Origin of the sequence: Vescimonas sanitatis (assembly GCF_049060325.1) — a bacterium.
Lineage (GTDB): Bacteria > Bacillota > Clostridia > Oscillospirales > Oscillospiraceae > Vescimonas > Vescimonas sanitatis.
This window is the reverse complement of the sequence record NZ_JBMGPW010000008.1, coordinates 196,933-211,638: the sequence shown is the minus strand read 5'-3', so window position 1 is coordinate 211,638 and position 14,706 is coordinate 196,933. Positions and strand designations below refer to the sequence as shown.

The following is a 14,706-nucleotide window of genomic DNA, read 5'->3' as shown; positions in this document are numbered from 1 at the left end:
AAGGAATGGTATAAAGCTATGGCTAAGGATCAGAGAAATGTAGAGGCGATCACCCCCATGGAGGAGGATTTCGCCAAGTGGTATACGGATATCTGCCTGAAGGCGGAGCTGGTGGACTACGCCAGCGTCAAGGGCTTTCTGATCCTTCGACCTTACGGCTATGCCATTTGGGAGAATATCCAGAAGTACATGGACGCGGAGTTCAAGAAGACCGGCCACGTGAATGTGGCCATGCCGGTACTCATCCCCGAGAGCCTGCTGAAAAAAGAGGGCGAGCTGGTGGCCGGCTTCGCCCCGGAGGTGGCCTGGGTCACCCATGGCGGCAGCGAACAGCTGGAGGAGCGTCTGGCCTTCCGCCCCACGTCCGAGACTATGTTCTGCGACCACTGGAGCCATGTGCTGCACAGCTACCGTGAGCTGCCCATGCTGTACAACCAGTGGTGCTCCGTCATCCGCTGGGAGAAGACCACCCGCCCGTTCCTGCGGAGCCGCGAGTTCTGGTGGCAGGAGGGTCACACCATCCACGAGACGGCCGCCGAGGCCGAGGCCGAGACGGAGCAGCAGCTGAACTGCTACGCCGACGTGTGCAAAAACGCGCTGGCCATGCCCGTGGTGAAGGGCCGCAAGACCGACAAGGAGAAATTCGCCGGTGCCGAGGCCACCTATACCATCGAGTGCATGATGAAGGACCACAAGGCCCTGCAGTCCGGCACCAGCCACTTCTTCGGCGACAAATTCTCCCGCGCCTATGACGTGACGTTCACCGGCCGGGACAATACCCTGCAATATCCCTTCCAGACCAGCTGGGGCGCGTCCACCCGCCTGATCGGCGCCATCATTATGACCCACAGCGACAACCACGGTCTGGTGCTGCCCCCGGTGATCGCTCCCACCCAGGTGGTGGTGATCCCCATCGCCCAGCACAAGGAGGGCGTGCTGGAGGCCGCCGCCGGTCTGCGCGACCGTCTGACCGCCGCCGGTATCCGCGTCAGCATGGACGACAGCGACCAGTCCGCCGGCTGGAAGTTCGCCCAGTACGAGATGAAGGGCGTGCCCCTGCGTGTGGAGATCGGCCCCAAGGACATGGAGAAGGGTCAGTGCTGCATCGCCCGCCGCGACACCGGTGAAAAGACCTTCGTCCCCCTGACGGAGCTGGAGAGCGCCGTGCAGCAGCTGCTGCAGGATGTGCACGACAACCTGTACGCCATGGCGGAGAAGAACCTGGAGGACAACACCTTCGATATGACCTCCTGGGAGGAGGTCAAGGAGATGGCCCAGGGCAAGGGCGGCTTTGCCCGTACCAAGTGGTGCGGCAGCCTGGAGTGCGAGCTGGCCATGAAGGAGAAGGCCGGCGTGTCCAGCCGCTGCATGCCGCTGAAGCAGTCCGGCACCACCGGCAAGTGCGTGGTGTGCGGCAAGGAATGCACCACCGACATCTACTGGGGCGTGGCGTACTAAGAAGAATCAAAAAAGAACAGTCGAAAGGCCGCCTGACACAAGAAAACACACGGTTTTGCCTGTGTCTATCCGGCTGAAATCGACCGAAAAACGCCCACATGCGTCAGCATGCGGGCGTTTTTGCAGCCAATTTCAGTTCGAATTTACTTTGGCAAAACTGCTTCGCACCGAAAAAGAGCGCGTTTTGTGCAGAGCCGAGGCGCGCCGCCGCAGGCATACTGGATGTCTGTCAAGGCGGCGCAACGATGGGGCTGCGCGAAACGCGCCTTTTGCGGCGTATGTTTTCTTATGCCAGGCGGCCTAAAGGGACTGTTCTTTTTTTGCTATGCTTTCTCCCATTCCGCGGTGAGGGTGACAGGGACGGTGGTGCGCCAGTCGGTATCGCCGTCGGCGGTTTTGGCAAAGAAGGCGGAGGCGGGCAGAAGCTCCACCCTCTCCCCTGCCGCGTCCAGCCAGCCGGTGAAGCGATAGCCGTCGCGGGTGGGCTGCGGGTAGGCGCACAGGTACACGTCGCCGCCGGAGGCCATAGGCACCGCCGCCTCATAGGTGACGGCATTGACGCCGTCGTCCAGCGTCAGGGACCAGGGGTAGCGGCTCTGCTCCGTCAGCCGCCAGGCGGCGCGGAGCACGATCGACCTCTCCCCTGTATCTCCGGGTCTGATGGACGCCGCGAAGTCCGCCGTCAGGGGGTCCGGCACCGTCGTCCAGACCTTTCCGCCGGCGGTGTCATACCGCCCACCCAGCCCAGGAACGCATAGCTGCCATCGGACGGCGTCTCCGGCTGGGGCAGCGCCAGGGGCGTATCGGACAGCGCGGCCATGTCCACGGTACCCTCGGCCAGGATCAGGGGCACGCCGCTGTCGTCGAAGGTATCGTTGTATATGGTATAGTGCAGAACACCGGTGAGGGGCTCCGGCTCCGGTTTCGGCGGAACATACGGCTCCTGCTGGACCGGCGGGGTGTCCGGCGTTGCGGGGATGGGGTCCTCCGCTGTGCCGCCGCCGGTGACGGCCACCGCCGTCATGGCCGACAGGCCCACCAGCATAATGGCGATCTTTTTCCACTTGGCGGCCTTCTTTTTCAGCGCGGCGGCACTTTCCGCGGCGGAGGCCTCGCCGGGAAGGACGGTGTCCGGCGGCAGGACCTCCGGCGGGAGGGCAGCGCACTCCGGTGGAGGGGCGGCGTGCTCCTGCGCCAGGGTGAACTCCTTGTTCTTCTCTTCCATGACTTATTTCATGTGTACGTCCATCTGAGGGAAGGGGCACTCCACACCCAGACGGCGGAAGCCCAGCAGCAGCTCACGGTTCAGGGCGCGGGCGCCGGCGTAGATGTTCTTCTCCGCCACCTTCACCCAGAAGCGCAGGACGATGCCGGAGGCGTCCAGCGTCTGAACGCCCAGGTACTGGGGCACATCCAGCATCACGTCGCCCCGGGCGCGGAAAATCTCCTCCAGCAGGGCGGGCAGCTGCGCCTCCAGCTTCTCCAGGTCTGTCTCATAGGGGATGGAGATATCGCTGACAGACCAGGAGTTGTTATCGGAACGGTTGAGGATATTCTTCATCTCCGAGTTGTTGATGATCTTCACATTGCCGCCGCCGTCGGTGATGGAGGTGGTGCGGATTCCGATCTTGGTGACCACGCCCCGGAAACCGTTGACCTCCACGATGTCGCCCACGTTGTACTGGTTCTCCAGCAGCATGAAGGCGCCGATGACCACGTCAGCGATGAGACTCTCGGCGCTGAAGCCGACCACCAGGGCCAGCACGCCGACGCTGGCGATGATGGTGCCCACGTTAACGCCCAGCAGGGACAGACTCTGGCAGACGATGATGATGCCGGCCACATATTTGACCAGGCTGCTCAGCAGCGACAGCACAGACCCGCCGCGGTGGGTGCGGGGCTTGATACCGTGCAGAATGAAGATGACCAGGTTGGACACCAGCAGCACCAGCAGGACCATGACAGCCAGCTTCAGCAGGGCGGTGAGCTTCAGAGAAAAAACAGTCTTCAGCTCCGTGAAGTCAACGATGTCGGTGAAATAGCCCAGGGCCACCACCGCCGCGAGAAGCAGCAGGTAGACAAGCATACGCACAGGTGACTTTTTTGTGCCATCGGATCTCATATCAAGTGACCTCCCCGTTTCATTTGTGTCAATGGTATCTTACCACAAAGTGACAGAAAGTGCAACGAAATACCGGCTGTATCCACTGGCGGAAAGCGGAAATGCGCCGCAAAATGCGTGAAGAACGGCAGCGCGGTACCGGGAATGACCGGTGGACGGATTTTTTATAAAAGAGCTCTTGACAACGGCGCCGCAAGGTATTATAATCGGCGCTCTGAGAGAGATAATTGTCTATACTACACAAAAGAAGGGAGCGATTTCTGTGAAAACAGCACATAAAAGAAGGGAGCCCATCGACTTGACCCAGGGGCCGTGCTGGAAGGTGATCCTCCTGTTTTCTCTGCCGGTGATCCTGTCCTACCTTTTGCAGCAGGTGTACTCCATCAGCGACGCGGCCATCGTTGGTCAGACGCTTACCGCCGCCGAGGTGGCCGGCGTCAACGATACCAATTCTCTGGTGTTCATCTTTTTGCAGTTCGCCTTCGGCGTCAGCGCGGGCTTCTGCGTCATCACGTCCTACTATGTGGGCATGCACGACGAACGGGGCGTGCGCCGCTCTCTGGCCACGCAGATCCTTCTGTCGGCGGCGCTGACGGTGGCACTGACGGCCCTGGCGCTGGTGCTGCTGGATCCCATGCTGGCGTGGATCAACGTGACGCCGGACAACCACGAGGTATACACCGCGGCGTACACCTACTGCGCCATCATCTTCGCCGGTATCGGCGCGCAGCTGTTTTACAACTTCATCTGCTCCTTCCTGCGCGCCATGGGCGATTCCGTGACACCGCTGCTGTTCCTGCTGTTCTCCACGGTGCTGAACGTGGGGCTGGACCTGCTGTTCATCCTGTCCTTCCGCTGGGGCGTGGCCGGTGCGGCCGGCGCCACGGTGCTGGCGCAGCTGGTCAGCACCATCGGCTGCTTTATCTACGCCTTTGTGCGCTATCCGGTGCTGCGTCTGCACCGGGAGGACTGGCGCATCACCCTCATGGACGTGAAGCGGCACCTGGTCCGCGGCATTCCCCTTGGCCTGCAGTTCTCCGTGCTGGCGGTGGGCATCATCGTCATGCAGGGCGGCGTGGTGAAGTTCGACATGCGGGACGGCGTGATGGTGTCCAACGCGGCGCAGAACGGCTTTGGCGCGGCCAACCGGCTGTTCAATCTGGTGGCCACGCCCATGAACGCGCTGGGCGGCGCCATGACCAGCTTCACGGCGCAGAATCTGGGCGCAGGTCAGTACGACCGCATTCGCCGGGGCACGCTGCAAGCGCTGGGCATGGTGTCCATTCTGGCGATTCTGGCGGCGGGCACGGGTCTGCTGCTGACAAGGGGCGACTTCTGCTACCATGTGTTCCTCAGCGCCGACAAGGTGACGCCGGACGCGGTGCGCTACGGCAACTCGCTGCTGTATGTGGACTTCTCCATGTACCTGTTTCTGGGCTTCGTCTTTGTGGTGCGCAACTGCGTGCAGGGCATTGGGCGCAGCGGCTTCGTGCTGGGCGCAGGCGCGGCAGAGCTGGTGGCGCGTATCACCGTGTGTCTGGTGCTGCCGGGGCTGTTTGCCGGCGGCGCCGTCAGCGCCGATGCACCGGCCATGGCCTTCTACGCCCTCTGCGCCGCCGACCCCATGGCGTGGATCGCGGCGGATACGGTGCTGTGCGTGCCCTTCTTCCGCAACATCATCAAGAGCGACTACCGGTACTTGCGGCACAGCCGTATGTGACAGCCACCCTCTCTCATCCCCGGCACAGTGTGCCGGGGATTTTTTCGTTTTAGGAAAAAACAGCCAATCAAATTGGACCGTTTGCTGCACAAATAACGTTAAAAACCAGGCAATTTACGATAATTTCCTCTTATGAAAACAATCTTTTTTCTTATGTTGACTTTTGGTGGATTTTGTGTCATTCTTTTGTTTAACTTATAATTTCCAAGCGCCGCGCGGACACGCTTCCGCGCAGTGCAGACGGAAGGAGTGACCCCCTTGAGCAGACTCGACATCAAGAACCCAAGCCGCGCCCAGACCGTGGTGGATAATCTCTACCGGGACGTGGAGCGCCGCATCGCCGCCAGTCCTCCGGGCCTCTGTCCGGTGGATATGTCCCTGTCGTTTTTGCAGCTGTGCCACGCCCAGTCCTGCGGCAAGTGCGTGCCCTGCCGTATCGGTCTGGGGCAGCTGAGCAAGCTCATCGCCACCGTGCTGGACGGCACCGCCGACATGGGCACCCTGGCCATTATCGAGAAAACGGCGCGGACCGTGGTGAACACCGCCGACTGCGCCATCGGGCGCGACGCCGCCCGACTGGTGCTGGACGGGCTGGAGGGCTTCCGGGATGACTACGAGGAACACATCCTGCACCACCGCTGTCTGGCGGGCTTGCAGCTGCCGGTGCCCTGCGTGGCCCTGTGTCCCGCCGGTGTGGACGTACCCGGCTATATGGCCCTGATAGGCGAGGGACGCTGCGCCGATGCGGTGCGGCTGATCCGTAAGGACAACCCCTTCCCTGTGGCCTGCGCCTATATCTGCGAGCACCCCTGCGAGGCGCGGTGCCGCCGGAATATGATCGATGACGCCATCAATATCCGCGGCCTGAAGCGCTACGCCGTGGACACTGCCGGAGACGTGCCGCAGCCCGCCTGCGCAGCCTCCACCGGCAAGAAGGTGGCGGTCATCGGTGGCGGCCCCAGCGGACTCAGCTGCGCCTATTACCTGGCCCTGATGGGTCACAAGGTCACGGTATTTGAGGAGCGGCACAAGCTGGGCGGCATGCTGCGCTACGGCATCCCCAGCTATCGCTTCCCCCGGCACCTGCTGGACGCGGAGATCGAGTCCATCCTGTCGCTGGGCATCGAGGCGCACACAGACGTCACCGTGGGCGTCGACCTGTGGGTGGAGGAGCTGCAAAAGGAATACGACTGCCTGTATATCGCCATCGGCGCCCATCAGGACAAGAAAGTGGGCATCCCCGGCGAGGACAGCAAGAACGTGATGTCCGCGGTGGAGATGCTGCGCTCCATAGGTGACGACGTGATGCCGGACTTCACCGGCAAGCGGGTGGTGGTCATCGGCGGCGGCAACGTGGCTATGGACGTGACCCGCAGTTCTATCCGCCTAGGGGCGGAAAAGGTGACGTGCGTGTACCGCCGCCGCATCGAGGACATGACCGCTCTGCCGGATGAGGTAACGGGCGCTATGGCCGAGGGCGCGGAGATTGCCGCCCTGATGGCCCCCTCCCACATCGAGGCCGACGAGGACGGCAATGCCGCCGCGCTGTGGGTGCAGCCCCAGATCATCGGCGAGGCGGATAAGTCCGGGCGGCCCCGGCCCAACAAGGCCGACCTGCCGGAGGTGCGCATCCCGGCGGATATCATCGTGGTGGCCATCGGCCAGGGCATCGAGATCCAGGGCTTCGAGCAGGCGGGCGTACCCATCAAGCGCGGCACGTTCGTAGCGGGACTGTCTGGCCAAGTGGGCGACATGGATAACGTATTCGCCGGTGGTGACTGCGTCACCGGGCCGGCCACCGCTATCCGCGCCATTGCCGCCGGCAAGGTGGCGGCAGCCAACATCGACGAGCACCTGGGCTTCCGGCATGAGATCAAGGTGGAGCTGGACATCCCAGCACCGCGGCTGAACAACCGCGCGCCCCACGGCCGAATAAACACCACAGAGCGCGAGGCCTGCGAGCGCCGGTGCGACTTTGAGGATATCGAGTGTGGGCTCACCGAGGAGGGCGCGCGGACCGAGGCGTCCCGCTGCCTGCGGTGCGATCACTACGGCTACGGCATTTTCCGGGGAGGGAGGAATGAGAAATGGTAACTCTGACCATCGACGGGCGGACCGTATCGGTGCCGGAGGGCACCACCATTCTGGAGGCGGCCCAGACCCTGCGGATCAGCATCCCCACCCTGTGCTATCTGAAAGACATCAACGAGATCGGCGCGTGCCGCATCTGCATGGTGGAGGTGGAGGGCTATGCACGGCTGGTGCCCTCCTGCGACAGCGCTGTTAGCGAGGGCATGGTGGTGTACACCAGCTCGCCCCGCGTCCGCGAGGCCCGGCGAGTCAATCTGCGGCTGCTGCTGAGCCAGCATGAGACGAAGTGCACCAAGTGCACCCGCAGTGGCAACTGCAAGCTCCAGCAGCTGACCAACGACTATAACCTGCTGGGCGACCACTATATCGACGACCTGAAGAACATCCCCACGGACTACTCCAATCCGGTGGTGCGTATCGAAAACCGCTGCGTGAAGTGTATGCGGTGCATCCAGGTATGCGAAAAGATCCAGGGCATGGGCATCTGGGACCTGATGGGCACCGGTACTCGTACCACCGTGGGCGTGGCCCACACCAGGACCCTGGGCGAGAGCGACTGCACCTTCTGCGGCCAGTGCATCACCCACTGTCCCGTGGGCGGTCTGCAGGAGCACGACGACACCGGCAAGGTGTTCGACGCGCTGGCGAACAAGGACCGGATCACCGTGGTGCAGGTCGCACCGGCGGTGCGGGCGGCCTGGGCGGAGTTTTATCATCTGGACCCCAAGTTTGCCACAGCGGAGCGCATGGTGACGGCGCTGAAGACCATGGGCTTCGACTATGTATTCGACACAGACTTCGCCGCCGACCTGACCATCATGGAGGAGGGCAGTGAGTTCATCGAGCGCTTTACCCACCGGAACAAATACCACTGGCCCATGTTCACCAGCTGCTGTCCCGGCTGGGTGCGGTTCCTGAAGGGACAATTCCCGTCATATACGGAAAACCTGTCCACCGCCAAGAGCCCCCAGCAGATGTTCGGTGCCGTCGCCAAGAGTTACTTTGCCCAGAAGATCGGCGTGGACCCCAAGAAGCTGTTTGTGGTGTCCATCATGCCCTGCACCGCCAAGAAGGCGGAGTGTGCGCTGCCCACCATGAAGGACGAGCAGGGCGACCCGGACGTGGACGTGGTGCTGACCACCCGCGAGATCGTGCGGATGCTGCGGGGCGAACAGATCAATCCCGCGGTGCTGCCGGAAACACCCTTTGACAGTCCGCTGGGTACCGGCACCGGCGCGGCGGTGGTCTTTGGCGCCACCGGCGGCGTGATGGACGCGGCTCTGCGGAGCGCGTACTATCTCATTACCGGCAAGGAACCGAAGCCGGACGCCTTCTCCGCCGTACGCGGTATGGACAGCTGGAAGGAGGCCGTATTCACCATCCCCGGCGCGGGCAACGTCCGCGTGGCAGTGGTCAGCGGACTGGGCAACACCCGTAAGCTGATGCACGCCATCGACGAGGGCGATGTGGATTACGACTTCGTTGAGGTGATGGCCTGTCCCGGCGGGTGCGCCGGCGGCGGCGGGCAGCCCATACACGACGGGCAGGAGCTGGCGGCATATCGCGGCGATATCCTGTGGAGCATCGACAAGAGTGCCAAGGTGCGGTTCTCCCACCGGAACAAGGACGTGCAGGCGCTGTACCGGGAATTCCTGAAAGCTCCGCTGGGCGAAAAGTCCCACCATCTGCTGCACACCGACCACAACGGCTGGAAGATGCCCAACGAAAAGTAAAAGGAAGGCCCTCGCGGGCCTTCCTTTTTATGAAGCGCTTGCAAAAGAGGACCGCCGGCGGCGGTCCTCTTTTTTCTGTATTTTACTCACCCATAGGCGCGCCGCAGTGAGGGCAGAACTTGCTGTCGCTGGCGGCGCCGCAGACGGGGCAGACCTTGAAGGTCACCTCGGACTCGTCCACCGCCGGCTCGTCCTTCTGGGGCTTGCTGGCCTCCAGCTGGGCGATACGCTCCTTGCTGGCGTTGACGGCAGCCACCACGTCCTTGACGGCGTCGGGGACGTCGCTCTGGTGCTCCGCCACGAACCACTCGCCGATGGCGCGGTAGTTCTTCTCCAGCTCGCGCTGCTCGTTCATAATAGCCATATTGGTCTTGGCGGTGTCACTGAGGGTCTGGGCCTTGTCCGCGGCCACTTCGGCCAGGTCCTTGGCCTTGTCCACGGCGATGCCGGCGTACTCCTGCGCCTTCTTGCTGATGTCATTGAGAATACCCATAGATAATAGCTCCTTTCCATATCTCCCGGCTCTCCCGCCGCGTACACACGCGGGACAGTGCACGGCATATATTCCTGTTGACGCCAGTATAGCGCGTTTTTTCAGCGGTTGCAAGCGCTATATGGCGAAATTTACACACTGTTTACTTAATGCTCTATCCAGTCAGCGGCCCGGGAAACAGCCCGTTTCCACAGACGGTAATAGGCGTCGCAGTCCGCCTGTGGGCGCTCCGGCAGGAACATCCTCTGGCTGCGGCGCAGGGCGGCGATCTCGTCCATATCCCGCCAGAAGCCGCAGCTCAGCCCCGCCAGCGCCGCCGCGCCGAAGGCGGTGGTCTCCACCATCTCCGGCCGATCCACAGGGATACGCAGCAGATCTGCCTGCATTTGCAGCAGCACATCAGAAACACTGGCCCCGCCGTCCGCCCGCAGAAGGGCAATATCGCAGCCGGCATCCTGGCGCATGGCCAGCATCAGGTCTGTGACCTGGGCAGCGATACAGCTGAGCACCGCCCGGGCGATGTGCGCCCGTCCTGTGCCCCGGGTGACGCCCAGGATCGCGCCCCGGGCGTACATATCCCAGTAAGGCGCACCCAGGCCCGTGAAGGCCGGTACCACCACCACGCCGCCGCTGTCCGGCACTGTGGCGGCCAGCACGTCGATCTCCGGCGCCGAGGAAATGATACCCAGCTCATCCCGCAGCCACTGGATGGTGCTGCCGGCGTTGAACACACTGCCCTCCAGGGCATAGGTGGTCTTTCCGTCCACCTGCCAGGCCACGGAGGTCAACAGTCCGGCGCGGGAGCGCACAGGCTTTTCGCCCACGTTCATCAGGGTGAAGCAGCCGGTGCCGTAGGTGTTCTTGGCTTCGCCGGGGGCGAAGCAGGTCTGCCCGAACAGGGCGGACTGCTGATCGCCCGCCGCGCCGCAGACCGGGACGCCCGCCAGGGACTCCAGCCCCGGGATACCGGGCTGCACCGTGCCGTAGACGGCGCTGTTGGGCACGGGCTGCGGCAGCATGGCCGTAGGGACCCCCAGAATGCCGCACAGCTCCTCATCCCAGGCCAGGCGGTGGATATCAAAAAGCATGGTGCGGCTGGCGTTGGCGTAGTCGGTGACATGCCGGCCGGTGAGCTTCCAGATCAACCAGCTCTCCACGGTACCGAACAGCACCTCGCCCCGTTCGGCCCGGCGGCGGACGCCGGGCACATTGTCCAGTATCCAGCGGATCTTGCTGCCGGAGAAGTAGGCGTCGATCAGCAGCCCCGTGGCCGAGCGGATGCGCTCCTCCAGCCCCCGGCGCTTCAGCTCCTCACACAGCTCCGCCGTCCGGCGGCACTGCCAGACGATGGCGTTGTACACCGGTTCACCGGTGGCCTTATCCCAGAGGATTGTCGTCTCCCGTTGGTTGGTGACGCCGATGCCTGCCACGCTGCCCTCCGGCAGCCGGGCGATGACCTCCGCCGCGGCGCGGCGCTGGGTGTCCCATATCTCCAGGGGGTCGTGCTCCACCCACCCCGCCTGGGGATAGTGCTGGGGCAGGGACTGCTGGCTTAGGGCGGCGATATTTCCCGACCGGTCAAAGGCGATAGCACGGGAGCTGGTGGTACCCTGGTCCAGTGCCAATATGTACTGCGACATGGCGAACCCTCTTTTCATTTCCGGATTTTTGTGGTACACTGTATGATGATAAGAATTATACCATGAAAGGAGCGGATACACCATGACAAATTTGAGTGAATTCACGTTTCTGTCCAGCGACGGCAAGACCCAGCTCCACGGGATGCTGTGGGAGCCGGAGGGCGTGGCCGTCCGCGCTGTACTGCAGATCTGTCACGGCGTGGCCGAGCATATCGCCCGGTACGACGGCTTTGCCCGGGCGCTGAACGAACAGGGCATCGTCGTGGCCGGGCACGACCACCTGGGCCACGGCAAGTCGCTGCCGGAGGGCGGCACCCCCGTCTATTTCGGCGACGGCAACACCTGGAACACGGTAGTGGATGACATCTACGTGCTGCATCAACGGCTGAAGCAGCGCTATCCTGATGTGCCGCTGTGCATCATGGGCCACAGCATGGGCTCCTTCCTGACCCGGACATACCTGATCCGCTATCCCGGCACGGTGAAGGCGGCGGTCATCATGGGCACCGGCTGGCAGCCCCGGGCAGCCATCACCGGCGGGCTGGCGCTGGCCAATGCCATCGCCGCCGTCAGCGGCGAGAACGCCACCAGCGAGCTGGTGACGGAGTTGGCCTTCGGCAGCTACAACAAGCTGTTCGCCCCCAACCGCACGAAGGTGGACTGGCTCTCCGCCGACGAGAGCAACGTGGACGACTACATCGCCGACCCCCTCTGCGGCGCGGACGCCACGGTGGGCCTGTTCCGCCAGATGCTGCACGGCATACGCTTCAACCAGCGGCAGAGCCATCTGCGGCAGATGGACAGGGAAATGCCGGTGCTGTTCGTAGCTGGTGACAAGGACCCGGTGGGCAATTGCGGCAAGGGCGTGCGCCAGACCTATGACGCCTTCCGGGCTGCCGGTATGCGGGACTGCACACTAAAGCTGTATCCGGGCCTGCGGCATGAGATACTCAACGAAAAGGCATACACTGCGGATATTACGAAGAACATTGAAGCGTGGCTGCTGTCCAGATTGGAAAAGTAAGCCCGTTCGCGGAGAGATAAAGGAGAAACGACTATGACCGAGTGGGAAGCCCTGCGGCAGGAATGTCTGCACTGTCACGCCTGTACACTGGCGGAAACGCGCACCAACGTGGTCTTCGGCGTGGGCCGGGAGGATGCGGAGATCATGATCATCGGCGAAGCCCCCGGCGCTAACGAGGACAAGCAGGGCGAGCCCTTCGTGGGCCGGGGCGGCAAGCTGCTGGACGATATGCTGAAGATGATCGGGCTGGACCGCAGCCGCCTGTATATCACCAACTCCGTTAAGTGCCGCCCGCCGGAGAACCGGGATCCCATGAACACGGAGAAGGACGCCTGCAAGGGCTACCTCCAGCGGCAGCGGGCATTGATGCAGCCCAAGATCATCGTGTGTCTGGGCCGTGTCAGCGCCATGGAGATCATCCGCCCGGACTTTAAGATCAGCCAGGAGCACGGCCAGTTCTTTGAGAAGGACGGCTGCCTGATGATGGCGCTGTATCACCCCGCCGCCCTGCTGCGGGACCCCCGGAAAAAACCGGAGACTTTCGAGGATCTGAAACGCCTGCAGGCCAAGATCAAGGAGGTCTGCACCCGCACGGAGCTGGATTTTTGAGACATGAGGCAAAGGAAAAGAGCGCCCTGCGGGCGCTCTTTTTTATTTACTCTCCTCCTGTTTTGTCCAAGTCAGGGGCACGCGGAGCAGCTCCTGCTCCTGTTCCGTCAGCTGGCTGCTGAGCTCGCCCTGCGCGTCGGTCCAGGTCATGGTCCCATCGGAAAGGGTATAGCTCAGGCAGTCCGCCGTCTCGGCCAGTTCGGCGGCGGTATCCGCCAGGTACAGCTGTCCGCTCTCCGCCCTGCAATAGCCGGTGAGCGCGGCGCTGCGGCCGGTGAGCAGGGAGAGCAGTTCCTCCTCGTCCACCCCGGCGAAAATGGCCGCCACCATATCGTCCATGGTGATGCCGGCCTTCTCCATGGCCGCGTCGTATTCCTCACGGGAGAGGCCCTGCTCCTCCGCGGCGGCATAGACGCTCTCCACCGCCGCCGGGTGCAGCGCCGCGGCATAGGCATCCAACGCCGTGCGGGCGGCGTCGCTGTCGTAGCGGAGGGTATAGGCGCCGTCCTCGGTCACGGTGAGGACCAGCTGCAGCGGCATCTTCGCCGCGCCGTCCGCCGCGGACAGGCCCAGTGCCTGCTCCGCCGCCGCGTTCATGCGGTCAGTCACATCGATCGTACACGTCCAGGTGCCCGCCAGCTTCTTTGTCTCGACCCCGCTGCCGCAGGCCGCCAGTGACAGGACCAGCAGGACCGCCAACAGGACGGTGATAACTCGTTTCATAGTACGCCTCCTATATAGAGCAATATATACGGTATATCACCGGCGATTATACACGATGGGCCGTATATCTGTCAATTCTATTTACAGGGGGCGCGGTTTTTGGTATAGTAAAGGCAAGAAACGGTGGGAAAGGGGCGCGGCGCGATGACATTGCTGCAAATGAGCTACATATTGGAGGTGGACCGCTGCGGGTCCATGAACCGGGCGGCGCGGAACCTGTTTCTGTCTCAGTCGGCCCTGTCGGCGGCCATCGCCGAGGTGGAACGGGAGCTGGGCGTGACCATCTTTCTGCGGACCAACCGGGGCGTGACGCTGACGGAGGAGGGCCGGGAGCTGACGGCGCAGATCGCACCGCTGGTGGAGCGCAGCCGGAAGCTGGAGCGCTATTACAGTGAGCGCCGGGCTGCCGACCGGGTATCCCTGTCGGTGGCATCACAGCGCTATCCCTTCTGCGCCAAGGCATTCGTGGAGTTCCTGCACCTGCTGGACGAGCCGCATATCCAGGTGAGCTTCAAGGAGATGGAGATGGCAGCGGTCATCGACGAGGTGACGGCGCGGCGCAGCGCCGTCGGCATCATCTTCGTGTCGGACATGACAGAGCATTTCATCGGCCGTATCCTGCGGGAGAAGAACCTGACGTTCCAGCCTTTGGTGGACATCCGCCCCCGGGTGTTTCTGCGGAAGGGCCACCCCCTGTCCGGCGAACGCGCCGTGCGGCTGGAGCAGCTGTATGCCTACCCCTACGCGGTATTTACCCAGTCGGACAGCAACTACCACTTCGCCGAGGAGGCGGTGGTGGGCACCGGCGCGGAGTTTGACCGGGTAGTGTCCGTCAGCGACCGCGCCACGGCCTACAATGTCATGGCCCACACGGACTGCGTTTCCACCGGCAGCGGCGTACTGCCGGACGGCTACGGCGACGACCGGCTGATGACGCTGCCGCTGATCGGCGACGTGCCGGATATGCGCCTTGGGGTCATACGGCCCCGGGACGTACCGCTGACGGACTACGGCGAGAAGTTCATCGCCATTCTGAAGGATATCGTCTCGGAATTGAACCAGGAGGCATAAAGAGAGCCGCCCCTAAGGGGCG

The 14,706-nt window shown here is 63.0% G+C and carries 13 protein-coding genes; 7 read left to right on the top strand and 6 right to left on the bottom strand.

All coding sequences use genetic code 11. From position 1 onward, the window contains the following. Positions 1-18 precede the first annotated feature (18 nt). Complete coding sequence (proS, locus tag ACOMDU_RS10810) at positions 19-1,458, top strand: proline--tRNA ligase (protein WP_421130316.1); 1,440 nt, start codon at positions 19-21, stop codon at positions 1,456-1,458. Between the two features lie 323 nt (positions 1,459-1,781). Here proS and ACOMDU_RS10805 read toward each other — a convergent pair whose 3' ends face one another. The 3 genes from ACOMDU_RS10805 to ACOMDU_RS10795 are packed head-to-tail and all read right to left on the bottom strand — an operon-like array spanning position 1,782 to position 3,580. After that, positions 1,782-2,156, bottom strand: a complete 375-nt coding sequence (locus ACOMDU_RS10805; protein ID WP_421130315.1) for a hypothetical protein — start codon at positions 2,154-2,156, stop codon at positions 1,782-1,784. Beyond that, positions 2,141-2,683 (bottom strand): hypothetical protein, encoded by a 543-nt coding sequence (locus tag ACOMDU_RS10800; protein ID WP_421130314.1) that lies wholly within the window; start codon positions 2,681-2,683, stop codon positions 2,141-2,143. The genes ACOMDU_RS10805 and ACOMDU_RS10800 overlap by 16 nt, the downstream gene beginning before the upstream one ends. A 3-nt stretch (positions 2,684-2,686) precedes the next feature. Beyond that, a complete protein-coding gene (locus ACOMDU_RS10795) occupies positions 2,687-3,580 on the bottom strand; it encodes a mechanosensitive ion channel family protein (RefSeq protein WP_421130313.1) in 894 nt (297 codons plus the stop codon). Between the two features lie 262 nt (positions 3,581-3,842). On the opposite strand from ACOMDU_RS10795, the gene ACOMDU_RS10790 reads away from it, so the two are divergent. The 3 genes from ACOMDU_RS10790 (at position 3,843) to ACOMDU_RS10780 (ending at position 9,124) form a co-directional block, all read left to right on the top strand. Further along, positions 3,843-5,300 carry an MATE family efflux transporter gene (locus ACOMDU_RS10790; RefSeq protein ID WP_421130312.1) on the top strand — a complete coding sequence of 486 codons (1,458 nt, stop codon included), beginning with the start codon at positions 3,843-3,845 and terminating at the stop codon, positions 5,298-5,300. A gap of 258 nt (positions 5,301-5,558) precedes the next feature. Then, a complete protein-coding gene (locus ACOMDU_RS10785; protein ID WP_421130311.1) occupies positions 5,559-7,394 on the top strand; it encodes an NAD(P)-binding protein in 1,836 nt (611 codons plus the stop codon). Next, entirely contained in the window at positions 7,388-9,124 is a 1,737-nt protein-coding gene (locus ACOMDU_RS10780; protein ID WP_421130310.1) for a [FeFe] hydrogenase, group A, read from the top strand. Before ACOMDU_RS10785 ends, ACOMDU_RS10780 begins: the two co-directional genes overlap by 7 nt. Before the next feature lie 82 nt (positions 9,125-9,206). On the opposite strand, the gene ACOMDU_RS10775 is transcribed toward ACOMDU_RS10780, so the two are convergent. Both ACOMDU_RS10775 and glpK read right to left on the bottom strand, forming a co-directional pair. Then, positions 9,207-9,617 carry a zinc ribbon domain-containing protein gene (locus ACOMDU_RS10775; RefSeq protein ID WP_421130309.1) on the bottom strand — a complete coding sequence of 137 codons (411 nt, stop codon included), beginning with the start codon at positions 9,615-9,617 and terminating at the stop codon, positions 9,207-9,209. Positions 9,618-9,763: 146 nt separating this feature from the next. Then, a complete protein-coding gene (glpK, locus tag ACOMDU_RS10770) occupies positions 9,764-11,257 on the bottom strand; it encodes a glycerol kinase GlpK (RefSeq protein WP_421130308.1) in 1,494 nt (497 codons plus the stop codon). A gap of 82 nt (positions 11,258-11,339) precedes the next feature. Between glpK and ACOMDU_RS10765 the strand changes: the two genes are divergently transcribed. Both ACOMDU_RS10765 and ACOMDU_RS10760 read left to right on the top strand, forming a co-directional pair. Then, positions 11,340-12,281 (top strand): alpha/beta hydrolase, encoded by a 942-nt coding sequence (locus tag ACOMDU_RS10765; RefSeq protein ID WP_421130307.1) that lies wholly within the window; start codon positions 11,340-11,342, stop codon positions 12,279-12,281. Between the two features lie 33 nt (positions 12,282-12,314). Next, positions 12,315-12,890 carry a uracil-DNA glycosylase gene (locus ACOMDU_RS10760; protein WP_421130306.1) on the top strand — a complete coding sequence of 192 codons (576 nt, stop codon included), beginning with the start codon at positions 12,315-12,317 and terminating at the stop codon, positions 12,888-12,890. Between the two features lie 42 nt (positions 12,891-12,932). On the opposite strand, the gene ACOMDU_RS10755 is transcribed toward ACOMDU_RS10760, so the two are convergent. Continuing rightward, positions 12,933-13,613 (bottom strand): hypothetical protein, encoded by a 681-nt coding sequence (locus ACOMDU_RS10755; RefSeq protein ID WP_421130305.1) that lies wholly within the window; start codon positions 13,611-13,613, stop codon positions 12,933-12,935. Positions 13,614-13,757: 144 nt separating this feature from the next. Between ACOMDU_RS10755 and ACOMDU_RS10750 the strand changes: the two genes are divergently transcribed. Then, positions 13,758-14,684 (top strand): LysR family transcriptional regulator, encoded by a 927-nt coding sequence (locus ACOMDU_RS10750; RefSeq protein ID WP_421130304.1) that lies wholly within the window; start codon positions 13,758-13,760, stop codon positions 14,682-14,684. Positions 14,685-14,706 lie beyond the last annotated feature (22 nt).